Origin of the sequence: Pseudomonas sp. PB120 (assembly GCF_009761815.1) — a bacterium.
GTDB lineage: Bacteria > Pseudomonadota > Gammaproteobacteria > Pseudomonadales > Pseudomonadaceae > Aquipseudomonas.
On record NZ_RWIN01000033.1, the window covers coordinates 136,380 to 161,577 of the forward strand.

At 60.9% G+C, this 25,198-nt stretch carries 19 protein-coding genes; 15 read left to right on the forward strand and 4 right to left on the reverse strand.

What is annotated here, in order from left to right; all coding sequences use genetic code 11:
• Window positions 1-539 precede the first annotated feature (539 nt).
• The 14 genes from EJA72_RS05705 to EJA72_RS05770 all read left to right on the forward strand — a co-directional run bounded on the left by EJA72_RS05705 (window position 540) and on the right by EJA72_RS05770 (window position 18,696).
• Window positions 540-1,856 carry a nucleotide sugar dehydrogenase gene (locus tag EJA72_RS05705; protein WP_157710532.1) on the forward strand — a complete coding sequence of 439 codons (1,317 nt, stop codon included), beginning with the start codon at window positions 540-542 and terminating at the stop codon, window positions 1,854-1,856.
• A gap of 103 nt (window positions 1,857-1,959) precedes the next feature.
• A complete protein-coding gene (alg8, locus tag EJA72_RS05710; protein WP_372240678.1) occupies window positions 1,960-3,441 on the forward strand; it encodes a mannuronan synthase in 1,482 nt (493 codons plus the stop codon).
• Between the two features lie 36 nt (window positions 3,442-3,477).
• Window positions 3,478-4,647, forward strand: coding sequence for an alginate biosynthesis protein Alg44 (locus EJA72_RS05715; RefSeq protein WP_157710534.1), 1,170 nt, complete (start codon window positions 3,478-3,480; stop codon window positions 4,645-4,647).
• A 9-nt stretch (window positions 4,648-4,656) separates the two neighbouring features.
• Window positions 4,657-6,162 carry an alginate biosynthesis TPR repeat lipoprotein AlgK gene (algK, locus tag EJA72_RS05720; protein ID WP_157710535.1) on the forward strand — a complete coding sequence of 502 codons (1,506 nt, stop codon included), beginning with the start codon at window positions 4,657-4,659 and terminating at the stop codon, window positions 6,160-6,162.
• On the forward strand, window positions 6,159-7,646 hold the full coding sequence (locus EJA72_RS05725) for an alginate export family protein (RefSeq protein ID WP_157710536.1): 1,488 nt from the start codon (window positions 6,159-6,161) through the stop codon (window positions 7,644-7,646). Before algK ends, EJA72_RS05725 begins: the two co-directional genes overlap by 4 nt.
• Window positions 7,647-7,672: 26 nt before the next feature.
• On the forward strand, window positions 7,673-9,247 hold the full coding sequence (gene algG / locus EJA72_RS05730; protein WP_157710537.1) for a mannuronan 5-epimerase AlgG: 1,575 nt from the start codon (window positions 7,673-7,675) through the stop codon (window positions 9,245-9,247).
• A 10-nt stretch (window positions 9,248-9,257) separates the two neighbouring features.
• Complete coding sequence (locus EJA72_RS05735; protein ID WP_157710538.1) at window positions 9,258-10,706, forward strand: alginate O-acetyltransferase; 1,449 nt, start codon at window positions 9,258-9,260, stop codon at window positions 10,704-10,706.
• A gap of 8 nt (window positions 10,707-10,714) precedes the next feature.
• Window positions 10,715-11,839 carry a mannuronate-specific alginate lyase gene (locus tag EJA72_RS05740; RefSeq protein WP_157710539.1) on the forward strand — a complete coding sequence of 375 codons (1,125 nt, stop codon included), beginning with the start codon at window positions 10,715-10,717 and terminating at the stop codon, window positions 11,837-11,839.
• A gap of 212 nt (window positions 11,840-12,051) precedes the next feature.
• Window positions 12,052-13,617 (forward strand): MBOAT family protein, encoded by a 1,566-nt coding sequence (locus EJA72_RS05745; RefSeq protein ID WP_157710540.1) that lies wholly within the window; start codon window positions 12,052-12,054, stop codon window positions 13,615-13,617.
• 11 nt (window positions 13,618-13,628) lie between these two features.
• Window positions 13,629-14,804 (forward strand): alginate O-acetyltransferase, encoded by a 1,176-nt coding sequence (locus EJA72_RS05750; protein WP_157710541.1) that lies wholly within the window; start codon window positions 13,629-13,631, stop codon window positions 14,802-14,804.
• 17 nt (window positions 14,805-14,821) lie between these two features.
• Window positions 14,822-15,478: an alginate O-acetyltransferase AlgF gene (locus EJA72_RS05755; protein ID WP_157710542.1), complete on the forward strand. Its 657-nt coding sequence runs from the start codon at window positions 14,822-14,824 to the stop codon at window positions 15,476-15,478.
• Window positions 15,479-15,628: 150 nt separating this feature from the next.
• Window positions 15,629-17,080 (forward strand): mannose-1-phosphate guanylyltransferase/mannose-6-phosphate isomerase, encoded by a 1,452-nt coding sequence (locus EJA72_RS05760; RefSeq protein WP_157710543.1) that lies wholly within the window; start codon window positions 15,629-15,631, stop codon window positions 17,078-17,080.
• Between the two features lie 294 nt (window positions 17,081-17,374).
• The gene (locus tag EJA72_RS05765; RefSeq protein ID WP_157710544.1) at window positions 17,375-17,839 is read left to right on the forward strand and encodes a multidrug transporter; all 465 of its coding nucleotides are present in this window, start codon (window positions 17,375-17,377) and stop codon (window positions 17,837-17,839) included.
• A gap of 32 nt (window positions 17,840-17,871) precedes the next feature.
• Window positions 17,872-18,696, forward strand: a complete 825-nt coding sequence (locus EJA72_RS05770) for an SDR family oxidoreductase (protein ID WP_157710545.1) — start codon at window positions 17,872-17,874, stop codon at window positions 18,694-18,696.
• A 127-nt stretch (window positions 18,697-18,823) separates the two neighbouring features.
• Here the strand turns inward: EJA72_RS05770 and EJA72_RS05775 are convergent, their stop codons facing one another.
• From EJA72_RS05775 to EJA72_RS05790, 4 genes are all read right to left on the reverse strand, one after another.
• Window positions 18,824-19,672, reverse strand: coding sequence for an HlyD family secretion protein (locus EJA72_RS05775; protein ID WP_157710546.1), 849 nt, complete (start codon window positions 19,670-19,672; stop codon window positions 18,824-18,826).
• Between the two features lie 25 nt (window positions 19,673-19,697).
• Window positions 19,698-19,898 (reverse strand): DUF1656 domain-containing protein, encoded by a 201-nt coding sequence (locus tag EJA72_RS05780; protein ID WP_007896379.1) that lies wholly within the window; start codon window positions 19,896-19,898, stop codon window positions 19,698-19,700.
• On the reverse strand, window positions 19,888-22,080 hold the full coding sequence (locus EJA72_RS05785) for an FUSC family protein (protein WP_157710547.1): 2,193 nt from the start codon (window positions 22,078-22,080) through the stop codon (window positions 19,888-19,890). Before EJA72_RS05785 ends, EJA72_RS05780 begins: the two co-directional genes overlap by 11 nt.
• A gap of 139 nt (window positions 22,081-22,219) precedes the next feature.
• The gene (locus EJA72_RS05790; RefSeq protein ID WP_178129079.1) at window positions 22,220-23,719 is read right to left on the reverse strand and encodes an efflux transporter outer membrane subunit; all 1,500 of its coding nucleotides are present in this window, start codon (window positions 23,717-23,719) and stop codon (window positions 22,220-22,222) included.
• A gap of 291 nt (window positions 23,720-24,010) precedes the next feature.
• Here EJA72_RS05790 and EJA72_RS05795 point away from each other — a divergent pair, with 291 nt between their 5' ends.
• Window positions 24,011-24,979 carry a LysR family transcriptional regulator gene (locus tag EJA72_RS05795; RefSeq protein WP_157710548.1) on the forward strand — a complete coding sequence of 323 codons (969 nt, stop codon included), beginning with the start codon at window positions 24,011-24,013 and terminating at the stop codon, window positions 24,977-24,979.
• Window positions 24,980-25,198 lie beyond the last annotated feature (219 nt).

Sequence of the window (25,198 nt, forward strand, 5' to 3'; positions counted from 1 at the left end):
AATATTTCAAGAAATTTCAGAATTCGTGATGAGCGGGCTGGAACTATGTCCAAATGCGTAGCTCATACCACCGGTAACGATTATCACCGTGCTTGTACGAGATAACTTACGCAGAGAAGAGATTCACGCAGCGAAGTTGTCACATTAACTTCCGCTGATTAATCCCTGATTTGGGCAACACATGAAGGACAGGAGATAACGGATGATGGCTATCCCCTACACGGCCAAGGCTGCGCCCCTATAAACGTGCTCATTTGAGCACCCAACCGCTTGATTTACGGGCCTTTCGCCTGGCATTGAGCGCGCAAGACCTTTGCACAAAAGTCCTCTGGCTAGAGGATCAGCTGCATAACAGGGCAACTCACAATAACAAAGCCTAGTTGCGCATACCTTGAGTGCACTTATTTAGACACTCGGAACTTAGTATGCCTGCACACGGCATTGTGGCGCCTGTCAGCCGCACTTCCGAGTGCACTTTGACCGCTGAACACTATTAACTCCAGCCATGTAATGGCTTGATAATCACAGAGGTAAATGCGATGCGCATCAGCATATTTGGTTTGGGTTACGTCGGTGCAGTATGTGCCGGTTGCCTGTCTGCACGGGGCCATGACGTCGTTGGCGTCGATATCTCCAAAGACAAGATCGATATGATCAACGCCGGCAAATCGCCGATTGTTGAACCTGGTCTGGGCGAACTTCTGGCACAGGGTATCGAGACCGGCCGTCTGCGCGGTACGACCAACTTCGCCGAGGCGATTCGCGACACCGACGTGTCGATGATCTGCGTCGGTACGCCCAGCAAGAAGAACGGCGACCTGGAACTGAACTACATCGAAGCCGTGTGCCGCGAAATCGGTTTTGTCCTGCGTGACAAAGCGACTCGCCATACCATCGTGGTTCGCAGCACCGTTCTGCCGGGCACCGTGGCCAACGTCGTGATCCCGATCCTCGAAGACTGCTCCGGCAAGAAAGCCGGCGTCGATTTCGGTGTTGCGGTCAACCCTGAGTTCTTGCGTGAAAGCACCGCGATCGCCGACTACGACCAGCCGCCAATGACCGTCATCGGCGAATTCGACAAGGCGTCTGGCGACGTACTGCAAGCACTGTACGAAGAGCTCGACGCACCGGTCATCCGCAAGGACATCGCCGTCGCCGAGATGATCAAGTACACCTGCAACGTGTGGCACGCCACCAAGGTGACCTTCGCCAACGAGATCGGCAACATCGCCAAGGCTGTGGGCGTCGATGGTCGTGAAGTGATGGAAGTGGTCTGCCAGGACAAGACACTTAACCTGTCCCAGTACTACATGCGCCCTGGTTTCGCGTTCGGCGGCTCCTGCCTGCCCAAGGACGTACGCGCCCTGACCTTCCGCGCCGGCTCGCTGGACGTCCAGGCACCGTTGCTGAACTCGCTGATGCGCAGTAACGAATCGCAAGTGCAAAACGCTTTCGACATCGTCTCCAGCCACGACAAACGCAAAGTTGCCCTGCTGGGCCTGAGCTTCAAGGCCGGTACCGATGACCTGCGCGAAAGCCCGCTGGTTGACCTGGCGGAAATGCTGATCGGCAAGGGTTACGACCTGAGCATCTACGACAGCAACGTCGAATACGCCCGTGTCCACGGCGCCAACCGCGATTACATCGAGTCGAAAATCCCTCACGTATCGTCGTTGCTCAACGCCGATTTCGACGAAGTGATCAACAACTCCGACGTGATCATCCTCGGCAACCGCGACGAAAAATTCCGTGCCCTGGCGCAAAACGCCCCACACGGCAAGCAAGTGATCGACCTCGTCGGTTTCATGTCGCAAGCCACCAGCGTGGCCGACCGCACCGAAGGCATCTGCTGGTAAGTCAATTTTCCGGCCGGGGACTGTTCCCCGGCCGGACTTTCGCCTGCCTTAACCCCATCGGGCCACCCCACAGGCTCGCCCGAGATCGAGACGGATGCAGATTATGCACAGGCTAAAGCACGGCCTACTTCAGGCCGCCGGTTGGCTGTTTTACTTAAGTATTCTGATGGGCATCGCCTTGGCGTTGCCTGCGAGTACGTTCGATTCCGAGTCGAAGGATTTCATCTTCCTGATCGGCTTCATCGGGATCTGGCGTTACTCGATGGGTGCCACGCACTTCCTGCGCGGCATGCTGTTTTTGTACGTGGTCTACCCGCACCTGCGGCGCAAAGTGCGCAAGCTGGGCAAAGCGGCAGACCCGTCCCATGTCTACCTGATGGTCACCAGTTTCCGCATTGATGCGCTGACCACCGCGCAGGTGTACAGCTCGGTGATCCGCGAAGCCATCGACTGCGGCTTGCCGACCACCATGGTCTGCTCGATCGTGGAAATGTCCGATGAGCTGCTGGTGAAAAGCCTCTGGGCCCGGATGAACCCGCCTGACCGGGTCAAGCTCGACTTCGTGCGCATTCCCGGCACCGGCAAACGCGATGGCCTGGCCTACGGTTTTCGCGCCATCTCCCGCCACCTGCCGGACGACCGCGCCGTGGTCGCCGTGATCGATGGCGACACCGTGCTCGCCGAAGGCGTCGTGCTCAAGACCGTGCCCTGGTTCCAGCTGTTCGGCAATGTCGGCGGCCTGACCACCAACGAGTTCTGCGAAGTGCGCGGCGGCTACATCATGAGCGAATGGCACAAGCTGCGCTTCGCCCAGCGTCACATCAACATGTGTTCGATGGCCCTGTCCAAGCGCGTACTGACCATGACCGGCCGGATGTCGGTGTTTCGCGCGTCCGTGGTCACCAACCCGGACTTCATCGCCGACGTGGAAAGCGACTCGCTGCAACACTGGCGCCTGGGCCGCTTCAAGTTCCTGACCGGTGATGACAAGTCGAGCTGGTTCAGCCTGATGCGCCTCGGTTACGACACGTTCTACGTACCGGACGCGGCGATCCACACCGTGGAACACCCGCCGGAAAAAAGCTTTATCAAGGCCAGTCGCAAACTGATGTTCCGCTGGTACGGCAACAACCTGCGCCAGAATTCCCGCGCCCTCGGCCTGGGGATCAAACGCCTTGGCCTGTTCACTTCGGTGGTGCTGTTCGACCAGCGCGTCTCGATGTGGACCTCGCTGCTCGGCCTGACCGTCGCGCTGATTGCCAGCTTCAAGTACGGCACCGCGTTCATTCTGGTTTACCTGCTGTGGATCGGCATCACCCGCCTGATCCTGACCGTGCTGCTGTCGTTGTCCGGTCACCGGATCGGCCCGGCCTACCCGGCGATTCTCTATTACAACCAGATCGTCGGCGCGCTGGTGAAGATCTACGTGTTCTTCCGCCTCGACCAACAGTCCTGGACTCGCCAGCCCACTTCCCTGACCCGTGATCTCGCCAGCTTTCAACGTTGGTTCAACACCTGGTCGTCTCGGACCATGACCTTCTCCGCCGGCAGCATTTTTGTCGCCGTGCTGCTGATGATGGTCTGACCGCCCCCTTATTGAATTAACCAGGAAATCGCCCCTATGAATACCGCCGTCAACGCCAACGTAGTGCATGAATCTGAAGCCCAGCGCCAGCACGCCCGGGTAAAAATCCCGGCCAAGCTGCGCTTCTTCGGCCCAGACCGGACCCCGGTTGAAGCCCGGGTCATCGACCTCTCCGCCGGCGGCCTGGCGTTCAACGCCGGCCAGCTGCCGCTGAAGATCGGCGACGTGCACAAGGCTCGTCTGCAATTCGTCATCGATAACCTCGGCCTGGCCATGGACGTGGAGCTGCAAGTGCGCTCCTTCGACCGCCAGACCGGCCGTGCCGGTTGCCAGTTCCAGAACCTGGAACCGCAGGATATCTCGACCCTGCGCCACCTGATCACTTCGCACCTGGCCGGCGACATCGTCAGCATGGGTGAAGTGCTGGCAACGCTGCAACGCGACAACTTCACCAAGGCGCGCAAGGTCAAGGACGGCGGCCATGGCATGACCCCGTTCGGTCGCCTGCGCGCCGTGACATTCAGCCTGGCGATTTTCCTCGTCGGCCTGGCGGCGTTCGGTTTCATTTTCAAATCGGTGTACGGCATGTACTTCGTCAGCCACGCCCAGGCCGGTCTGGTCAGCGTGCCGGGCATGAACATCACCATGCCGCGTGACGGCACCGTGCAGAGCCTGATCAAAGCCGACGGCGTTGCCGCCAAAGGCGCCCCGCTGGCGACCTTCAGCACCAGCATGCTCGACGTACTCAAGGGCCATCTGGACGAAGACCAACTGCAACCGGCCAAGGTTGAAGAACTGTTCGGCAAGCAAATGACCGGCACCCTGACTTCGCCGTGCGATTGCACCGTGGCGCAACAAATGGTCGCCGACGGTCAGTACGCCAGCAAGGGCGACGTGATCTTCCAGCTGGTGCCGCGCAACAGTGAAGCCAACGTCGAAGCGCGCTTCTCCTATCGCCAGTTCGGCGACGTGCTGCCAGGCAGCCCGGTGCGCTTCCAGATTGCCGGCGAAGACAAATCCCGCACCGGCAAAATCGTCAGCAGCACCAGCCTGAAAAGCGCTGACTTGTCCTCCGACATCCGCGTGCTGATCCAGCCGGACGAGCCACTGGACAGCAAGTTCGCCGGTCGCCCGGTTGAAGTGAACAGCGACCGTGGCCCGAACCTGAACTGGCTGATCGACAAAGCCATGGCTTCCGGTCTTTAAGTCGAGGACATGCCTGTGACGACTCCTACCTTGAACACACCGCAGACCCTGTGGGAGCGAGCCTGCTCGCGATGGGATCAACGCGGTTCGACTGATGCACCGCGCTGCCTGAATCGCCAGCAGGCTGGCTCCCACATTGGAACAGTGTGTGCCTTGGCATTGGCAGTCAGTCTGGCCGGTTGCGCCGGCCTGCCCGACCAGCGCCTGGCCAATGAAGCCCTCAAGCGCGGCGACACCGCGCTCGCGGCGCAGAATTACCAGCAACTGGCAGACCTGGGTTACAGCGAGGCCCAAGTAGGCCTGGCCGATATCCAGGTCGACAGCCGCGACCCGGCGCAGATCAAGCAGGCCGAAGCGACTTACCGCGCGGCGGCCAGCGTTTCGCCACGGGCCCAGGCTCGTCTGGGTCGCTTGCTGGTGGCCAAACCCGGTTCCACCGAAGCCGAACAGCACGAAGCCGAAGGCCTGTTGAAGAAAGCTTCCGTCGCCGGTGAAGGCAACACCCTGATACCGCTGGCCATGCTGTACCTGCAATACCCGCACAGTTTCCCGAACGTCAACGCTCAGCAGCAGATCAGCACATGGCGCGCCGAAGGCAAGCCGGAAGCGGGCCTGGCCCAGGTGCTGCTCTATCGCACCCAAGGTACGTACGACCAGCACCTGGATGAAGTCGAAAGCATCTGCAAGGCCGCGTTGAACACCACCGACATCTGCTATGTCGAGCTGGCCACGGTCTACCAGAAAAAAGCCCAGCCAGAAAAACAGGCCGAGCTGATCAAGCAACTGCAAGCGGCTCACGCCCGTGGCACCGTTTCCGCGCAACGCGTGGACAGCGTTGCACGCGTACTGGGCGATGCAACCCTGGGCAAGACCGACGAGAAAACCGCGCAATCGCTGCTCGAAGACATCGCTCCCGGCTACCCGGCGTCCTGGGTCAGCCTGGCGCAACTGCTCTACGACTTCCCGGAACTCGGCGACGTCGACACGATGATGAAGTACCTGGACAACGGCCGCGCCGCCGACCAGCCGCGCGCCGAACTGTTGCTCGGCAAGCTCTACTACGAAGGCAAGTGGGTCCCGGCTGACGCGAAAGTCGCCGAAGCGCACTTCCAGAAAGCCGTCGACAAGGAAGTGGCCGCCGATTACTACCTCGGCCAGATCTACCGTCGCGGTTACCTGGGCAAAGTCTATTCGCAGAAAGCCCTGGACCACCTGCTCAAGGCGGCGCGTAACGGCCAGAACAGCGCCGACTTCGCCATCGCCCAACTGTTTTCCCAAGGCAAGGGCACCAAGCCCAACCCGCTTAACGCTTATGTCTTCAGCCAATTGGCCAAGGCCCAGGACACCCCGCAAGCCACCGAGCTTGCGCAAACACTCGAAGCCCAACTGCCGCCTGCCCAGCTCGCCGAGGCCCAACGCCTGTTGAAACAAGAACAGGCCGTTCGCGGCGCCTCGAGCCAGAACACGCTGGAACTGCACGCCCTGCAAGAAGAAGACGGCGAGGAATCCCTATGAAGTTGAATCCATTTGTACAGGCCGGTATTGGCCTGACATTCGCCCTGTTGTGGTCGTGCCCGACCCTGGCAGCACTGACCGACACCAAGAACTACGGTCTCGATGTGAAAGTCACCGCCCAGTCCGAAGACGACACGGACCTGGGTACGCAAAGCGGCGGCGACGTCAACGGCGTGGGCCTTGACCTGCGTCCGTGGATCTACGGCGAGAGCGGCGCGTGGAGCGCTTACGCCATGGGCCAGGCCGTGACCGCCACCGACATCGTCGAGACGGACACCCTGCAGCAGTCCGACAGCGCTGGTACTCAGACCACCGACAGCGGTGATCGCAAGACCAAGAAAAACTACCTGGCGATGCGCGAGTTCTGGGTCGGCTACAGCGGCCTGACGCCGTACCCGGGCGAGATCCTCAAGCTCGGCCGCCAGCGCCTGCGCAATGACGACGGCCAATGGCGCGACACCAACATCGAAGCCCTGAACTGGACCTTCGACACCACCCTGTTGCGGGCCAACGTCGGCGTTGCCGAACGCTTCAGCGAATACCGCACCGACCTGACCGAACTGGCGCCGAAAGACAAGGATCGCCTGCACGCCTACGCCGATGCGGCGTATCAGTGGACACCGGGCAACTGGGTCGGCATTCGCGGTCATCACACCCACGACGACGGCAAGCTCGACTACGCACAACCGGGTGTGGCCGCCGATACGCTGGACAAGAAAGAGAATGGCGACATCAGCTGGATCGGCCTCACCGCCGACAGTGACGCCTATAACTGGCGCAACACCAACACCGTCAATTACTGGGGCAGCGTCACCGGCATGAGCGGCGACCGCGACAAGGTCAACCCGCTGAACGCCGACGGCACCGCGCCGGCACAAGCCAAGTCCAGCGGCAACATCGATGGCTGGGCCACCGACCTGGGCGTGCGCCTGCGCCTCGATCCGCAATGGCAAGTCGGCGCAGCCTATGCCCGCGCCAGCGCCGAATACGAACAGAATGGCCTGGAAAGCAACCGCTCGAACTACACCGGTACCCGCTCGCGGGTTCACCGTTTCGGCGAAGCCTTCCGTGGCGAAATGCAAAACATGCAAACCGCGACCCTGTTCGGTTCGTGGATGCTCAACGACGAATACGACGCCAGTCTGATCTACCACAAGTTCTGGCGCGTCGACGGCAACAAGCCGGTCGGCAGCAATGGCATCAACGCCGTCGAGAACAACACCGACGACGCCACGGGCGCGATTCTCTCCAGCACGTCCCTGCCGCTGGAAGACGGCAACAAAGACCTCGGCCAGGAAATGGACGTGGTCGTCACCAAGTACTTCAAGCAAGGCTTGCTGCCCGCGTCCCTGAGCCAGTCGATTGATGAACCATCGGCCCTGGTGCGTTTGCGTGGCGGTGTGTTCAAGCCCGGCGATGCCTACGGCAAAGGCGTCGACTCGTACATGCACCGCGCGTTCATCGACGTGATCTGGCGCTTCTGATGCGAACCGCGAAGGGAGTGCCCGACATGAACAGCCCGAAGAGAGGCTCGTTGACCTTGCTGGCCGGCGCGATGCTGCTGGCAAGCTCCGCTGCCTTCGCCACTGCGGAGCCGGCGGCGAAGCCGGTCACCCTGGCCAAGGAACTGCAACAGGCCAAAACCTATACCGTGAGCAGCGCGCCAACTGCGCCGCTGGAGCTGGCCAAGCCAACCTTGCCGGACACCTCCGGCTACACCGCCGAGGCCATCGCCGCGAAAATCGTGCGGACCAAGGCCGGCAAAATCAGCGTGCGCCGGATGATGCAGGAAGACGCGTTGAAGGACTTCATCGGTGGCGACAACAAGATGGCCGAATGGGTGGTGCGCCAGCACGGCATCCCGCAGGCGATCTTCGTCGACGACGGCTACATGAACCTCAAGGACCTGGCGAAGAAACTGCCCAAGCAGTACTTCAGCGAAACCTCGCCGGGCGTGTTCCTGGCCAAGTTGCCGATCGTGGTCGGTCGCCACGGCATTCTGGAAATCGACAAGCAGACCCAGGAATTGCGCCTGTCGCAAGAGGCCGGTTCGTTCCTGGTCAACGACGGCCAGTTGTTCGTGCGTGACACCAAAATCACCGGCTGGCGCGAGAAGGACAACGGCCCGGCGACGTTCAACTCGCCGAAAGAATTCCGTCCGTTCCTGCTGTCCTGGGGTGGCACCGAAACCTACATCGCCAACAGCAAGATCGCCAGTTTCGGCTACGCCAACAGTAAGTCCTACGGCGTGAGTATTTCCCAGTACACGCCGAACATGGCCAAGGTCCTCAAACGCCCGGAGCCGACCGGCTGGATCGTCGGGTCCGAGTTCTCGGACATGTGGTACGGCTTCTACTGCTATGAAACCCGCGACTTCGTGGTCAAGGGCAACACCTACAAAGACAACGTCGTCTACGGCATCGACCCGCACGACCGTTCCCACGGTCTGATCATTGCCGACAACACCGTTTACGGCACGAAGAAGAAGCACGGGATCATTATTTCCCGTGAGGTCAACGACAGCTTCATCTTCAACAACCGCAGCTACGACAACAAGCTCTCGGGCCTGGTGATCGACCGTAACAGCGTGAACAACGTGATCGCCTACAACGAGATCTACAAGAACCACACCGACGGCATCACCCTCTACGAGAGTGCCGACAACCTGCTGTACGCCAACAAGGTGATCAGCAACCGTCGCCACGGCATCCGGATTCGTAACAGCGTGAACATCCGCCTCTACGAAAACCTGTCCCTGGCCAACGGCCTAACCGGTGTCTACGGCCACATCAAGGACCTGAGCGACACCGACCGCGACATCAAGCTCGACCCGTTCGACGCCGAGGTTTCGCTGATCGTGGTCGGCGGTGAACTGGCCGGCAACGGCAGCGGGCCGCTGTCCATCGACTCGCCGCTGAGCGTCGAGCTGTATCGCGTGTCCATGCTCGCCCCGACCAAATCCAGCGGCATCAGCTTCAGCGGGATTCTGGGCGAGCGTCAGGACGAAATTCTCGACCTGCTGGTGCGCCAGCAGAAAGCCGTGCTGATCGACCCTGTCGAACGCCAGACCGAAATGCGGGACTGAGGATAATTTTATGCACCCACACTTGATCAAATTACTCAGCCTGTCGGCCCTGACCGCCGGCATTCTCGCGGCCAGCAGCGGTGCTCGCGCAGACGACATCCAGGCACCCACCTTCAGCGCCGAACCGTGCTGCAACCTGTGCCCGGAAGCGCACGACGCGAAGAACTACACCACGCGTTACCAGCAGAACTTCACCACTCTGGTACAGGCCCAGGGCGATTGGCTGTTCCGTACCCAGGAAGACTTGCGCACCGAATTCGACACCACGCCCGCCGGCTACAAACGCATGAAAGAACTGCACGATGCGTTCAAGAGCAAAGGCGTGGAGCTCGTTGTCGTTTACCAACCCACCCGTGGCCTGGTGAACCGCAACAAGCTCAACCCGGAAGACAAGGCCAAGTTCGATTTCGACAAGGCGCTGAAGAACTACAAGACCATGCTCGGCCGTTTCGCCGCCATGGGTTACGTGGTGCCGGACCTGTCGCCGCTGACCAACGAATCGCTGCCCGACACCCTGCCCGCCCATGACTTCTACTTCCGCGGCGACCAGCACTGGACGCCGTATGGCGCCCAACGCACGGCGAAAATCGTCGGCGCGAAAATCAAGCAAATGCCTGAATTTGCTGACATTCCGAAACGTGAATTCGAGAGCCACAGGTCGGGTCGCATGGGCAAGACCGGAACGTTGCACAACATGGCCGGTCAACTCTGTGGCACCAGCTACGCGATCCAGTACATGGATCAGTTCACCACCGAGCCGAAAGGCGAAGCAGCAGATGGCGACCTGTTCGGTGATTCCGGCAATCCGGAAATCACCCTGGTCGGCACCAGCCACAGTGGCAAGAACTATAACTTCGCCGGTTTCCTCGAAGAGGCCATCGGCGCCGACATCCTCAACGTGGCGTTCCCCGGCGGTGGCCTGGAAGGTTCGATGCTGCAGTACCTGGGCAGCGAAGAGTTCCAGACCAAGCCGCCGAAGATTCTGATCTGGGAATTCTCGCCGCTCTACCGCCTCGACCAGGAAACCATCTACCGCCAGATGATGGCGCTGCTGGACAACGGTTGCGAAGGAAAGGATGCACAGATGACCGGCAGCACCACGTTGAAACCGGGCAAGAACGAATTGATGGTCAACAGCAAGAACCTGAACCTGCAAAACAGCAGTCACCAGGTTGATATCCGTTTCGCCGATCCGTCGGTGAAAACCCTGCAAGCCACCCTCTGGTACATGAACGGTCGCCACGAGGACATCAAGATCGAAAAACCGGAAACCTCCGAAACCGACGGGCGTTTCGCCTTCGAGTTGCGCACGGACGAAGACTGGGCCTCGCAGAATCTGCTGGCCGTCGAAGTCCAGGGCCCTGAAGCCGGTGCCGCGCCACAGAAAGTCGAAGCGAAAATCTGCAAACGCAACGTGTTCCCAGGCGCTGAGCAACGTACCGCTCAGGCCGGGCAATGAGGTCTGCCATGCGAAACCGAACGTTGAAAAATCTGATCGCGCCATCGCTGCTGACGCTGGCGATGTTCGCCGGCGCTACCCAGGCTGCCGCGCCACTGCGCCCGCCACAGGGCTACTTCGCGCCGATTGAAAAACTCAAGACCGGCGACAGCAGCGAAGGCTGTGACGCAATGCCCGCGCCGTACACCGGCTCGCTGCAATTTCGCAGCAAATACGAAGGCTCCGACAAGGCCCGTTCGACCCTGAACGTGCAGTCGGAAAAAGCCTTCCGCGACAGCACCGCCGACATCACCAAACTGGAACGCGGCACCAGCAAGCGCGTGATGCAGTTCATGCGTGACGGTCGTCCGGAGCAGCTCGAATGCACCCTGAACTGGTTGACCGCGTGGGCCAAGGCCGATGCGTTGATGTCCAAGGACTTCAACCACACCGGCAAGTCGATGCGCAAATGGGCGCTGGGCAGCATGGCGTCTTCGTACATTCGCTTGAAGTTCTCCGACTCCCATCCGCTGGCGAACCATCAGCAAGAGTCGCAGTTGATTGAGGCCTGGTTCAACAAGATGGCCGATCAGGTGGTCAGCGACTGGGACAACCTGCCGCTCGACAAGACCAACAACCACTCCTACTGGGCCGCTTGGTCGGTGATGGCAACGTCCATCGCCACCAACCGCCGCGACCTGTTCGACTGGGCCGTGAAGGAATACAAGGTCGGCGCTAATCAGGTCGACGCGCAAGGCTTTCTGCCCAATGAACTCAAACGTCAACAACGCGCCCTCGCCTATCACAACTACGCCTTGCCGCCGCTGGCGATGATCGCCAGTTTTGCCCAGGTCAACGGCGTGGATTTGCGTCAGGAAAACAACGGCGCGCTGAAACGCCTGGGTGATCGAGTGCTCGCGGGGGTTAAAGACCCCGACATCTTCGAGAACAAGAACGGCAAGGAACAGGACATGACCGACTTGAAAGAGGACATGAAATTCGCGTGGCTCGAACCGTTCTGCACCCTCTACACCTGCTCGCCGGAGGTGCTTGAAAAGAAACACGGCATGCAGCCATTCAAGACCTTCCGCCTCGGGGGTGACCTGACCAAGGTCTACGACCCGGCCAATGAAAAAGGCAACAAAGGTTCCTAGAGCCAAACACCAATCCCCTGTGGGAGCGAGCCTGCTCGCGATGGGATCAACGCGGTTCAACTGATGCACCGCGCTGCCTGAATCGCCAGCAGGCTGGCTCCCACATTGGACCAGTGTCAGGCAAGTGTTGAGTGTTTAGCCCCCCGGTTTTTCGTGGGGGGTTTGGGGGGGCCGTTGGCCCTTGACTGTTGGTTAAACATGGAGAGATCGGGATGGTATTTTCATCCAACGTATTCCTGTTTCTGTTCTTGCCGGTCTTTCTCGGCTTGTACTATTTGAGCGGAATACGCTATCGCAACTTGCTGCTGTTGATCGCCAGCTACGTGTTCTATGCCTGGTGGCGCGTCGACTTTCTCGCGCTGTTCGCGGCCGTCACGCTGTGGAACTACTGGATCGGCCTCAAAGTCGGCGCCGCCGGCGTGCGGACCAAACCGGCCCAGCGCTGGCTGTTGCTTGGCGTGGCCGTCGACCTGTGCATTCTCGGCTACTTCAAGTACGCCAACTTCGGCGTCGACAGCATCAACGCGATGATGACCTCGGTCGGCCTGTCGCCGTTCATCCTGACCCACGTGCTGTTGCCGATCGGGATCTCGTTCTACATCTTCGAGTCCATCAGCTACATCATCGACGTCTACCGTGGCGACACCCCGGCGACTCGCAACCTGATCGACTTCGCTGCCTTCGTCGCGATCTTCCCGCACCTGATCGCCGGCCCGGTGTTGCGTTTTCGCGACCTCGCCGATCAGTTCAACAACCGCACCCACACCCTCGACAAGTTCTCCGAGGGCTGCACGCGGTTCATGCAGGGTTTCATCAAGAAGGTCTTCATCGCCGACACCCTCGCGGTGGTGGCCGACCATTGCTTCGCCTTGCAAAACCCGACCACGGGCGATGCCTGGCTCGGCGCCCTCGCCTACACCGCGCAACTGTATTTCGACTTCTCCGGCTACAGCGACATGGCCATCGGCCTGGGCTTGATGATGGGTTTCCGCTTCATGGAAAACTTCAAGCAGCCGTACATCAGCCAGTCCATCACCGAGTTCTGGCGCCGCTGGCACATCAGCCTGTCCACCTGGCTGCGTGACTACCTGTACATCACGCTGGGCGGTAACCGCAAAGGCACGCTGATGACCTATCGCAACCTGTTCCTGACCATGCTGCTCGGTGGTCTGTGGCACGGCGCGAACATCACCTACATCGTGTGGGGTGCGTGGCACGGCATGTGGCTGGCGATTGAAAAAGCGCTGGGCCTGAACACGTCCCCACGCAGCATCAACCCGATCCGCTGGGCGTTGACCTTCCTGCTGGTGGTGATGGGCTGGGTGATCTTCCGCGCAGAAAACCTGCACGTCGCCGCCCGCATGTACGGCGCGATGTTCAGCTTCGGCGAGTGGTCGCTGTCGGAACTTAACCAGGCCAGCCTCACCGGTCTGCAAGTGGCGACCCTGGTGGTGGCGTACGTGACGCTGGCGTTCTTCGGCATCCGTGATTTCTACACTAACCAGCCGCCGGTCAAAACCAAGCCTGTGGTCAACGTCGAGACCGACGGCCCGGCTGCTGCGACACCTGGAATGATCAAGGCCGTACCGGGCGACAACCCGGCCAGCATCCATCAACCGGGTTACACCGTGGGCGTTGAAGCCACCGTGCAACCGGCCTACTGGACGGCTGACTGGTCGCGTTACGTGATGCGTGGCCTGGTGCTGCTGCTGTTCATCGCTTCGATTTTCAAACTCTCGGCGCAAAGCTTCTCGCCGTTCCTTTACTTCCAGTTCTGAGGGATCTGACCATGACCCGCTCATTACGTCTGTTCTACATCGCCCTGTTCCTGGTGACCTTGCTGGTCCTGGGGCTGTGGTCGACGCGTAGCTTCCTTGGCTTCAACACCAACGCCGACGCGACGGTGCTCAACGGTCGCTGGACCAAAGCCGTGGAGACGCACTACGACGCCGAGTTCCCGATCAAGCGCCTGGGCACCAACCTCTGGGCCGCGCTGGATTTCAAACTGTTCAACGAAGGCCGTCCGGGCGTGGTGCTCGGTCGCGACCAGTGGTTGTACAGCGATGAGGAATTCAACCCGATCGTCAACGAAGAGCTGAACCTGCAAGGCAACTACGCGCTGGTCGAAGGCGTGCGTCAGACCCTGAAAGAGAAAGGCGTGAAACTGGTCATGGCCATCGTGCCAGCCAAGACCCGCCTCTACCCGGAACACTTGGGTGAAGTGAAGCCTTCGAGCATCCACGCCAACCTCTACCAGGATTTCCATGCCCGCGTCGCAGCCGACAAGATCCTCGCCCCCGACCTGCTCGCCCCATTGCAAAAAGCCAAGCAGAACGGTCAGCAAGTGTTCCTGCGCACCGACACTCACTGGACGCCGGAGGGCGCGCAAGTCGCCGCCGAAACCCTGGCCAACACCATTGCCGACAAGACCCCGCTCAGCGGCGAGCCTCAGCGCTTCGTCACCGAGCCGGCGGAAAAAGTGACCCACAAGGGCGACCTGCGCTTGTTCCTGCCGCTGGACCCGCTGTTTGAAAACATGATGCCGGCGCAAGAGCCCTTGCAGAAACGCAACACCGTGGCCGTGGACGACCAGCCTGCTGGTGACGACGCGCTGTTCGCCAACACTGAAGTGCCGGTGGCCCTGATCGGCACCAGCTACAGCGCCAACCCGAACTGGAATTTCGTCGGCGCGCTGAAAGAAGCCCTGCACAGCGACGTGGTCAATTACGCCGAAGACGGCCATGGCCCGATTCTGCCGATGCTCAGCTACCTCAAAAGTGATGCTTTCAAGAACAGCCCGCCACAGGTGCTGATCTGGGAGTTTCCTGAACGTTATCTGCCTGTGAACAACGAAATCGGTGACGCCGACCCGCAGTGGGTCGCAGAGCTTAAACAAGCCGGCGCTCGCCAACAAAACGTAGCCGCAAACACTAAATCCGAGACGCCCGACCGGGCGCAAAACTGAAAGAGAGAGGTACTACCATGACTTTCACTACTACTCCTCGCCGTCTCGCCAAGACCTTTGCACTTGTTGCCGGCATGAGCGTGTTGTCCATGCAGGCGTTCGCCGGTGGCGACGCCGCGCTCTACGGCCCGACTGCACCGAAAGGTTCGAGCTTCGTACGGGTCTACAACGCCGGTAACGCTGAAGTCAGCGCCACCGTCGGCACCACCAGCCTGAACGACGTCGCGCCGCTGTCCAGCAGCGACTTCAGTTTCATGCCAGGCGGTGACTACAGCGCCAAGGTCGGCAGCCAGACCCTGCCGGTAAAACTGACGGGTGACCACTATTACACGCTGGTCAACAACGCCAGCGGCGCGCCACAATTGATCGAAGAGCCGCCTTTCAAGAACAAGCAGAAATCCCTGGTTCGCGTGCAGAACCTCAGCGACAAGGCGCTGACCCTGAAAACGGCCGATGGCAAGACCGAAGTCGTCCCGTCCGTGGCAGCCAAGGGCCGTGGCGAACGTGAAATCAACCCGGTGAAAGTCAGCCTGGCCCTGTACGACGGCGCCACCAAAGTCGGCGACGTGAAGCCGGTGGCCCTGGAACGCGGTGAAGCAGCGGTGCTGTACGTCACCGGCAACGGCAGCAGCCTGTCGCCAGTCTGGGTAAAACGCCCGGTTTCGACGCGCTAACACATTTTCCCGAATTGACCCGGCTCTCTGTGGGAGCCGGCCTGCCGGCGATGCAGGCACCTCGGTTTTGTCGATGTACCGAGGTGATGCCATCGCTAGCAGGCTAGCTCCCACAAAAGCCTAACCAAACAAATTTCAAGGAGTAACAACATGATTCCGGTGATCTTGTCAGGTGGTAGCGGCTCGCGTCTTTGGCCGCTTTCGCGTAAGCAATTCCCTAAGCAATTCCTCGCCCTGACCGGCGAACACACACTGTTCCAGCAAACCCTGGAGCGCCTGGTGTTCGAAGGCATGGACACCCCGATCGTGGTCTGCAACAAGGAACACCGTTTCATCGTCAACGAGCAACTGCTCGCCCGTAACCTGGACACCCAGCGCATCCTGATGGAACCGTTCGGCCGCAACACTGCGCCGGCCGTGGCCCTGACCGCGATGATGCTGGTCAATGAAGGCCGCGACGAGTTGATGCTGGTACTGCCGGCCGACCACGTGCTGGAAGACCAGAAAGCCCTGCAGCGCGCCCTGGCCCTGGCCACCGTCGCCGCCGAAAATGGCGAAATGGTGCTGTTCGGCGTGCCAGCCACCAAACCGGAAACCGGCTACGGCTACATCAAGTCGGCCAACGATTCGCTGCTGCCCGAAGGCGTCAGCCGTGTCTCGCAGTTCGTTGAAAAACCGGACGTGAAACGCGCCACCGAGTTTGTCCAATCGGGCGGTTACTTCTGGAACAGCGGCATGTTCCTGTTCCGCGCCAGCCGCTTCCTCGAAGAACTGAAAAAACACGATCCGGACATTTACGACACCTGCGTCTTGACCCTGGAGCGCAGCGAGCAGGATGCCGACACGGTCGACGTCGACCCGGCCACCTTCGCCTGCTGCCCGGACAACTCCATCGACTATTCAGTGATGGAAAAAACCCAGCGCGCCTGCGTTGTGCCGTTGACCGCCGGCTGGAGCGATGTCGGCTGCTGGTCGTCGCTGTGGGAAGTGAATGAAAAAGACGCCAACGGCAACGTCACCAAAGGCGACGTGGTGATCCAGGACAGCAAAAACTGCATGATCCACGGCAACGGCAAACTGGTGTCGGTGATCGGCCTGGAAAACATCGTGGTGGTCGAAACCAAGGACGCCATGATGATCGCGCACAAGGACAAGGTCCAAGGCGTGAAACAGATGGTCAACACCCTCAACGAGCAGGGTCGCAGCGAAACCCAGAACCACTGTGAAGTCTACCGTCCGTGGGGCTCCTACGATTCGGTGGACATGGGCGGCCGCTTCCAGGTCAAGCGCATCTCGGTCAAGCCGGGTGCGTGCCTGTCGCTGCAAATGCACCACCACCGCGCCGAGCACTGGATCGTGGTCAGCGGCACCGCCGAAGTGACGTGCGACGAGAACGTGTTCCTGCTCACGGAAAACCAGTCGACCTACATCCCGATTGCCTCGGTCCACCGCCTCCGCAACCCAGGCAAGATTTCACTCGAGATCATCGAAGTGCAATCGGGCAGCTATTTGGGTGAAGACGATATCGAGCGGTTTGAAGATATCTACGGCCGGTCGACTCCGATCGAGCGCGGCGTGTCGGTGAAAACCATCGCGCAGTAAGCGTTCAGCAATACAAGAAGCCCCCGCTCGGCCCGCTGCGTTCCCCATCCGCAGCGGGTTGGGTGGGGGCTTTTTTTGGGTCTGTTTTTTTGTGTTGCCTCGACCGGCCTCTTCGCGGGCAAGCCCGCTCCCACAGGGTTTTGAGTTGGTCATATATTCTGTGTTCACTCCGGTCCACTGTGGGAGCGGGCTTGCCCGCGAAGAGGCCTGCACATCCACCACAACCATCAAGCCCATCGCCACCTCACCCGCGCTTAGGTAGGATGAACCTCTCATCCCCCGAGGTTGCGCGTCATGTTCATCGGTGTCCTGCTGGTCATCACCTGGCTCATCCTGTTGCTGCGCTATCCCGCCAAGGCCCTGCCGGTTTCAGTCGCGGCCGCCATTGGCCTGGGGCTGGTAGCGACCTGGGTGATCTGGCTGGACAATCGCGAGATCAAGCAACTCGCGCGCCTTGAGTTGCGCATCACGTATGCGCCGGAAAATTGCCCTGCGGACCGGCCGTTGCAGCTGAAAATGAACAACGGCAACGACGTACCGCTGACCGAACTGCGCTGGCGCGTCGCCGCCTACGCCCCCGGCGACACGGTCAATCTCGCCGACAATCAATACGCCGCCCCCCGCTACCGCGGCCCGGGCGAATTGCAGGCCGGCGCCAATTGGGAAGACTGCTTGCCCCTGCCACCACTGCGCCCCGGTTATCGTCCACAAACCCTGGAGTTTCGCGCCGAGCGATTGCAGGGTAGTTTCTCCGACTGATCCCCCTCTCCCTTTTGCACAAGGACCGCGCCATGCCCGTTGCGTTGATTACCGGTTGTTCCAGCGGCATTGGCCGCGCCCTGGCCGATGTGTTCAAACAGGCCGGCTACGAAGTCTGGGCCAGCGCTCGCAAAGCTGAAGACGTGGCGCTGTTGACCGCCGCCGGGTTCACCGCTGTGCAACTGGACGTCAACGACGGCCCTGCACTCGAACAGCTGAGCGAGCGGATCAACCAGGAACGCGGCGGCCTCGATGTGTTGATCAACAACGCGGGTTACGGCGCCATGGGGCCGCTGCTCGATGGCGGCGTGCCGGCGATGCAGCGCCAGTTCGAAACCAATGTGTTTGCGGTGGTCGGCGTCACCCGCGCCCTGTTCCCGGTGCTGCGTCGCGCCAAAGGATTGGTGGTGAACATCGGCAGCGTTTCCGGGGTGCTGGTCACGCCGTTTGCCGGCGCCTACTGCGCCTCGAAAGCGGCCGTGCATGCGTTGAGCGATGCGCTGCGCATGGAGCTGGCGCCGTTTGGTGTGCGGGTGATGGAAGTGCAGCCAGGCGCGATTGAGTCCAGCTTTGCCAAGAATGCCGGCCATGAAGCCGAGCAGTTGATCACGGAGCAATCGCCATGGTTTCCGCTGCGCGAAGGCATTCGGGCCCGGGCCAAGGCGTCACAGGACAAACCGACGCCGGCCAGGGAGTTCGCTGCCGGGTTACTCAAGGCCGTGCAACAAGACAAACCACCACGCCTGATTCGTCTGGGGAATGGCAGTCGGGCGTTGCCGTTGTTGGCGGGGTTGCTGCCCAAGGGGTTGCTGGAGTCGGGGTTGATGAAGCGGTTCGGGTTGCGCGGGCAGCTCTGAGACCGAGTCGACACCATCGCGAGCAGGCTCGCTCCCACAGAGGATTTGTGTCGTTCGCCTGATTTGCGTTCAACTCGGTCAATGTGTGAGCGAGCCTGCTCGCGATGCAGGCACCTCGGTCTAACGGCTAGTTAACCACCACGGTGCAGGTAATCCCCGCCGCCAACAGCACCCCGTCCGGCACTTCATCAATGTGAATCCGCACCGGTACCCGCTGCGCCAGGCGCACCCAGTTGAAGGTCGGGTTCACGTCGGCGATCAGCTCGCGGCTTTCCGGGTTGTCCCGGTCGTAGATCCCGCGGGAAATGCTCTCCACATGGCCCTTGAGCACTTCGCCGCTCATCAGTTGCATGTCAGCCTTGTCGCCCACGCGCACGTGGGGCAGTTTGGTTTCTTCGAAGAAGCCATAGACCCAGAACGAGTTCATGTCGACCACGGCCATTTTCGCTTCGCCGATGCGCGCGTAGTCGCCGCGATGGACGTTGAGGTTGGTCACGTAACCGTCCACCGCTGCGCGGACTTCGGTGCGCTTGAGGTTGAGTTCGGCCGCCTCGAGTTGCGCTTGGGCGTTTTGATAATCGGCCAGTGCCGAGTCGGCGATGTTGCTGGCGTCGTCACGGTTTTCCTTGGAGATCACCAACGCGTCCATGTCCGCGCGGCGATGGGCGTTGACCTTGCGCATTTCCCAGGTCGACTTGCGTGAAGCCACCAGCGATTGCGCCTGTTTGACCGCGATGCGGTAGTGCTCGGGGTCGATCTGCATCAGCAAATCGCCCTTTTTCACCAGTTGATTGTCACGCACCGGCACGTTGACCACTTCCCCGGTGACGTCGGCGGCCACGTTGATGATGTCGGCGCGCACCCGGCCGTCGCGAGTCCACGGCGTGTCCATGTAATGCACCCACAGGGTACGGCCGATCCATATCGCAAGGGCCAGCACCAACAAGGTCGCGAGCAGGCTGAAAAGCTTTTTCATCAGGGCCTTCTTCAGAAATAGAGAGTCAACGGTAGACAGTCAGCGCCAAAGCGCCGAACAGACAGGTAAACAGGCTCAGGCGCAGCAGCGCCGGGTGCCAGAAAAAACGGTACAGGTCGAACCCGGACAGGAACCGGTCAAGTGCCCAGGCCAGCGCCGCGGCGATGAAAAACATCAGGGTCATGGTCGGCATGTACACGCCGTGGAAGGCGATCTCACGAGGCATGTTCAAGTCCTTGAGCCGGTGGGTTGGCGTAAGCGGCGAGCGGTGACTGCGGGTCGAGCAACGAGGTGCGAATGAAGTGCAGATAGCTCTTCACCCGACGCAATGCCGAGGTGTCGAAGTGCGGGGCGAAGGGCTCGTCGGTGGCTTGTACGCGGCTGATCGCATGGTCGACGGCGATCAGGGCGCGCTCCAGATTGCTCCGTCCCGGTTTCAGGAACAGCCGCACCAGCGAGCGACCCATCACGCGGATTGACTGGCGCCATGGCTGGGATTCAGCGTAGGCCGGATGCACAGGCAGGATCGCCTGCTCCTTGCGCAACTCGATGATCGCGTGACCGACTTCCAGCACCACGAACATCCAGCGCAACAAGTCCCGCTGTACTGTCGGTTGCCCTACCGCAAGGCCATAAGCCTGGTGCAACAGGTCACGGGTGCGACTTTCAAAACTCGACGCCAGGCCCTTGAGCTTGCCGCTGATGGCATAGACCACCTGACTGCGCAGATCCTGCTCCAGGCGGCGCCACAACCAGCGGCTGTTCGGCGGCAGGATGATCGCTCCCGCTGCGGCGCACACCAGCATGCCGAGCACCATGGCGATGTAATCGTTGATGAAGCCGTAAGGGTTGTAGACGGTGAGGTTGTCCGGCACCGAACCGGTGCTGAAGAAAATCAGCAAGCCGAGGCCGACACCCACGTATTGCGGACGGGACGTGAGGAAAGAACCAAGCACTATCACCGGCGCGAGCATCACGCACAGCAAGGGAAATCCGTCGATCCACGGGAAGACGAAAAACATCTCGAAGAAGCCGATCAACGCACCGAGAAAAGTGCCGCACGCCATCTGGAAAGCCATGCGCTTGGGGTTCGGCGTGGCAGCCGAAAGGCCCACGGTGGCGGCGGCGATCAGGGTCATGGTCGCCCCGCTTGGCCACGCCGTCGCGACCCAATAGCTGCCCAAAACCACCAGGATGAACGCCGCGCGAATCCCCGAGGCAGCCGATGCCATCCAGTTGGTTTGCGGGGTGAACGGTTCGTCCCACTGCTCCCGCTCATGGCTGTGGTCGGCCAGCGATGCGTGGGTCTGTGCATAGCTGTGCAGATCGTCGACAAAGCGATACAGCAGTTCGTAGGCCGTATGGAAATCCAGCTGCTCGGCGTCGCACGGATTGCTCTCCTGGAAAGCGGCTCGCAGGCTGCGCACTCGCGCAGGCAAGTTGTCCTTGTAAGTCGCCAGCGCTGCGGCCAGGCGCGCGGCGTCGGGGCTGGTCAGGGCTCGGCCACTGAAACCGTCGAGCACTTCGGCGAGGTCTTGCAGCCCCGGTTTGATCGCCGCGACCACATGATCGATGCCGCTGCTGCGCAAGCGTTCGAGCAACTGGTGCAAGGCGTTGAACCGGGTGGTGATGCCCATGAACTCACTGTTCAAACGACTGAGCCGGCCGTTTCGGCGACGCATGTGCGGGTCTTCGAAAACGGTGACGCTGCGCAGGCCTTCCAGCCCGACCGCTTCGGCGATGAAACGCACGTTGCTGGCTTCAAAAGCGTCCCGCTTGCTGCGACCGCGCAAGCCATCGGTGACAAACAGGGCGAACACCCCAAAGCGCTGATACAAGGCGTTGCGCATGGCCGCACTTGCGGTTTGCGGCAGGATCGCGGCGCTGACCAGCGTCGAGCAGAGAATCCCCAGGGAGATTTCCAGCACCCGCCACACCGCCGCCATGAACGCGCCGTCCGGGTGCGCCAGCGCAGGCAAGCCGACCATCGCTGCGGTGTAGCCGGCGAGGACAAAACCGTAGGCGCGGAAGTTGCGGTAACGCGCCGCGCCGGCGGTACAGATGCCCACCCAGATCGCCAGTGAACCGAGGAACAGTTCAGTGTTCTGCGCGAACAGGGCAATCAGCGCGACCATCACCGCCGAGCCGGTCAGCGTTCCGAGAAAGCGGTAGAAACTTTTGGCGAACACCTGACCGCTTTGCGGCTGCATGACGATGAACACGGTGATCATCGCCGTGCGCGGCTGCGGCAATTCCAGGCGCATGGCCAGCCACAGGGTCAGGAACGCGGCGATCAGCACTTTGAAAATGTAGACCCAGGTCACGCCGTCACTGCGCGCCCAGTCGAAGAAACCCCGGCGCCATTCAAGGGAGTACAGCCAGCGCAAGGGTGCGGGCAAGGTCGTCATGAAATCCTGCTCAACAAAATTGAATCCAGACTCAGGACCTGTGGGAGCCAGCCTGCTGGCGATAGCGGGGTATCAGTCGACATCAATGTTGAATGTGCCGGCCTCATCGCGAGCAGGCTCGCTCCCACAGGAGTTGTGTTCAACGTAAAAGAATCGGGGTTTTCGGGGCAGCGGTCTGGCTGTCCTTCGGCACATCGTTGCCAGCACCGAGGCCACCGCCGAGTGCCGTGACCAGTTCGGCGTGGGCACTGAGGCGCGCCGCCTGAACCTGTTGCTGAACCTGCTGCTGCTTGAACAACAAAGTCTGGGCGTTGAGCACGTTGAGGTAATCGGTGAGTCCGCGCTGGTAAGCGATCATCGCGATGTCATAGGTCTTCTGCGCCGTGGCCACGGACTCCGCCGCGAAGGTCTGTTGCTTGTCCATGGACTCGCGGCGGATCAACTGATCGGAGATGTTTTTCAGCGCATTGACCAGCGTCTGGTTGTACTTGGCCACGGCGATGTCATAACCGGCCGAGGCTTCGCCCAGCTCGGAACGCAAACGGCCGCCGTCAAAGATCGGCAACGAAATCGCCGGACCCACGCTGTAGTTGAGTTTCTTGCCGGTCAAAAACTCCAGCGCCCCGCCGCCCGTGGCCATGTAGCCGAGGCTGCCGACCAGGTCGACGTTGGGATAAAAACCGGCGTGAGCGACATCAATGCCACGGGCCTGGGCCGCCACTTGCCAGCGACTGGCAACCACGTCCGGGCGCTGCCCGAGCAATTGCGCGGGCAAGGACGACGGCAGTTTCAGCGCGGCGCCCAACGCCAGCGTCGGCCGTTGCAACTGCGCGCCGTCGCCCGGGCCTTTGCCGGCGAGGGCCGCGAGTTGATTGCGGCTGAGGGCAATTTCTTCATCCAGCGCGTCGATCTGGCGATGGGTTTCCGGCAGCGGCGTTTCCGCCTGGCTGACTTCGAAATGAGTACCGATGCCGCCACTCAGGCGTTTTTGTGCGAGGTCGAGAATCTGCTGCTGCTGTTTCAGCGTCGCCTCGACGATATCCCGCTGGGCGTAGTGCAACGACAGTTCGATGTAGGCACGCACGATATTGTTCTGCAATTCGAGCTGGGCCAGGCGCGCTTCGGCAGCGGTCATGTGCGCCATGTCCACGGCGCGCTCGGTGGCATTGCTTTCGCGACCCCACAAATCGAGGGCATAGCTGAAGCCCAGCGCAGCGTTGTTGTCCCAGGTCGTGGTGTTGGCCAGTTCGCCCGGGCCGTAGAACTGATCGGTGGGCCAGTTGTGGCGCTTGAGGGTGGATTCGCCGTTGATTTGCAGCGACTCGGCGGACTCGGCGATACCGGCCATGGATTTGGCCTGACGCACGCGGGCTGTCGCCATCGCCATGGTCGGGCTGCCCTGCACGGCGAGGTCGATCCAGCGGTCCAGTTGCGGGTCGCCATACGCCCGCCACCATTGGGCGGTGGGCCAGTGCGCATCCTGAGCGGCGCTCTGGATAGCTTCGTCGGTGGCCAGTGAATTGACCTCCAGTGCCTTGCCCTGCGGGGCAATACCTCCGGTGCCGATGCAGCCGCTGATTGCAAGGGTTAAAGCGAGAACACTGAGCGGCTGAAGCGCTCTGCTGATGCGACGCGGCACTGCTGCAAATTCCTGAAATAGGGGGAGGCACGGAGCTCTTTGTAGGAGCGAGCTTGCTCGCGAAGAACGTCAACGATTACGCGTTCTTCTGAAAAAACGCATTGTTCTCGAGTTTTTCGCGAGCAAGCTCGCTCCTACAACGGACCGAGACAATTCTAGGGGGGAGCCTGGTTGGCGATAAGCCGGGATTCTTGTGAATCTTTGTTACCGTTCACGCGATAATCCCTTGGTCGGGGGTCTCAGACTCCGAAACGTTGTGTCACAATTTGCCACCGCACCCGAGAGCACCCCATGGACACTTTGCAAAACATGCGCGCCTTCAGTTACGTGGCCGAGGCCGGCAGTTTCACCGCCGCCGCCGTGCAACTCGATACCACCACGGCCAACGTCTCGCGCGCGGTCTCCAATCTGGAAGCCCACCTGCAAACCCGCTTGCTCAACCGAACGACCCGACGCATCGCCCTGACCGAGGCCGGCAAACGCTATTTGCTGCGTTGCGAGCAGATCCTGTCCTACGTCGAAGAAGCCGAAGCCGAGGCCAGCGACGCCCACGCGCGCCCGGCCGGGCAACTCAAGGTGCACACCATGACCGGTATCGGTCAGCACTTCGTGATCGACGCCATCGCCCGATATCGCAAGACCCACCCGGACGTGACCTTCGACCTGACCATGGCCAACCGCGTGCCGGACTTGCTCGACGAGGGCTACGACGTGTCCATCGTCCTCGCGAGCGAATTGCCGGACTCCGGTTTTGTCTCGCAGCGATTGGGCATCACCTACAGCATCGTGTGCGCCTCCCCGGCCTATGTGAAAGCCAATGGCTGCGCGCAGAAGCCGAGCGAACTGTTGAACCATGCCTGCCTGCGCCTGGTGAGCCCGGTGATTCCGCTGGAGAAATGGACCTTCGACGGCCCGGAAGGCCAGGAAATGGTCACCATTAATAGCTCGCCGTTTTTGGTGAACTCCGCCGACGCGATGAAAACCGCGATTACCAGTGGCATGGGCGTGGGTGTGTTGCCGGTGTATGCGGCAATCGAGGGTCTGCGTAACGGTTCGTTGGTGCGGATGATGCCGAAGTACCGGTCGCAGGAGCTGAATCTGTATGCGATCTATCCTTCGCGGCAGTATCTGGATGCGAAGATCAAGACGTGGGTTGAGTATTTGCGGGGGTCGTTGCCGGAGATTCTGGCGGCGCATCAGGTGGAGTTGGCGGCTTATGATTCGAGCGGGAGCATGGCGGGGGTTCGGGTGGCTAACTGATCTGCGGTTTGTTTTTTAGCGTTGCGGTTGCGGTTGCGGTTGCGTGCATATCCGTTGCTGCGGTAACGGCCGCTTATGGTTTCGCTTTTACAGCGAGTCACTTGGAAGAGCCCCAAGTAACCAAGGGCTCTTGCCCCTGGCGTACGGCCCTTCGCTTAGGCTCAGGGTTCCCTCGCTCCGGTCCTGCTCCGTGGGCCCGCCGCCATCGGCCATCCATGG

Excerpts from the sequence above, each read along its gene's own strand:
- EJA72_RS05765 (WP_157710544.1), top strand. The coding sequence starts at position 17,375 with ATGTTCATCGGTGTCCTGCTGGTCATCACCTGGCTCATCCTGTTGCTG.
- EJA72_RS05760 (WP_157710543.1), top strand. The coding sequence starts at position 15,629 with ATGATTCCGGTGATCTTGTCAGGTGGTAGCGGCTCGCGTCTTTGGCCG.
- EJA72_RS05785 (WP_157710547.1), bottom strand. The coding sequence starts at position 22,080 with ATGACGACCTTGCCCGCACCCTTGCGCTGGCTGTACTCCCTTGAATGG.
- EJA72_RS05705 (WP_157710532.1), top strand. The coding sequence starts at position 540 with ATGCGCATCAGCATATTTGGTTTGGGTTACGTCGGTGCAGTATGTGCC.
- EJA72_RS05795 (WP_157710548.1), top strand. The coding sequence starts at position 24,011 with ATGGACACTTTGCAAAACATGCGCGCCTTCAGTTACGTGGCCGAGGCC.
- EJA72_RS05735 (WP_157710538.1), top strand. The coding sequence starts at position 9,258 with ATGCACCCACACTTGATCAAATTACTCAGCCTGTCGGCCCTGACCGCC.
- EJA72_RS05715 (WP_157710534.1), top strand. The coding sequence starts at position 3,478 with ATGAATACCGCCGTCAACGCCAACGTAGTGCATGAATCTGAAGCCCAG.
- algK (WP_157710535.1), top strand. The coding sequence starts at position 4,657 with ATGCCTGTGACGACTCCTACCTTGAACACACCGCAGACCCTGTGGGAG.
- EJA72_RS05770 (WP_157710545.1), top strand. The coding sequence starts at position 17,872 with ATGCCCGTTGCGTTGATTACCGGTTGTTCCAGCGGCATTGGCCGCGCC.
- EJA72_RS05780 (WP_007896379.1), bottom strand. The coding sequence starts at position 19,898 with ATGCCTCGTGAGATCGCCTTCCACGGCGTGTACATGCCGACCATGACC.
- EJA72_RS05725 (WP_157710536.1), top strand. The coding sequence starts at position 6,159 with ATGAAGTTGAATCCATTTGTACAGGCCGGTATTGGCCTGACATTCGCC.
- EJA72_RS05750 (WP_157710541.1), top strand. The coding sequence starts at position 13,629 with ATGACCCGCTCATTACGTCTGTTCTACATCGCCCTGTTCCTGGTGACC.
- algG (WP_157710537.1), top strand. The coding sequence starts at position 7,673 with ATGAACAGCCCGAAGAGAGGCTCGTTGACCTTGCTGGCCGGCGCGATG.
- EJA72_RS05775 (WP_157710546.1), bottom strand. The coding sequence starts at position 19,672 with ATGAAAAAGCTTTTCAGCCTGCTCGCGACCTTGTTGGTGCTGGCCCTT.
- EJA72_RS05745 (WP_157710540.1), top strand. The coding sequence starts at position 12,052 with ATGGTATTTTCATCCAACGTATTCCTGTTTCTGTTCTTGCCGGTCTTT.
- EJA72_RS05755 (WP_157710542.1), top strand. The coding sequence starts at position 14,822 with ATGACTTTCACTACTACTCCTCGCCGTCTCGCCAAGACCTTTGCACTT.
- alg8 (WP_372240678.1), top strand. The coding sequence starts at position 1,960 with ATGCACAGGCTAAAGCACGGCCTACTTCAGGCCGCCGGTTGGCTGTTT.
- EJA72_RS05740 (WP_157710539.1), top strand. The coding sequence starts at position 10,715 with ATGCGAAACCGAACGTTGAAAAATCTGATCGCGCCATCGCTGCTGACG.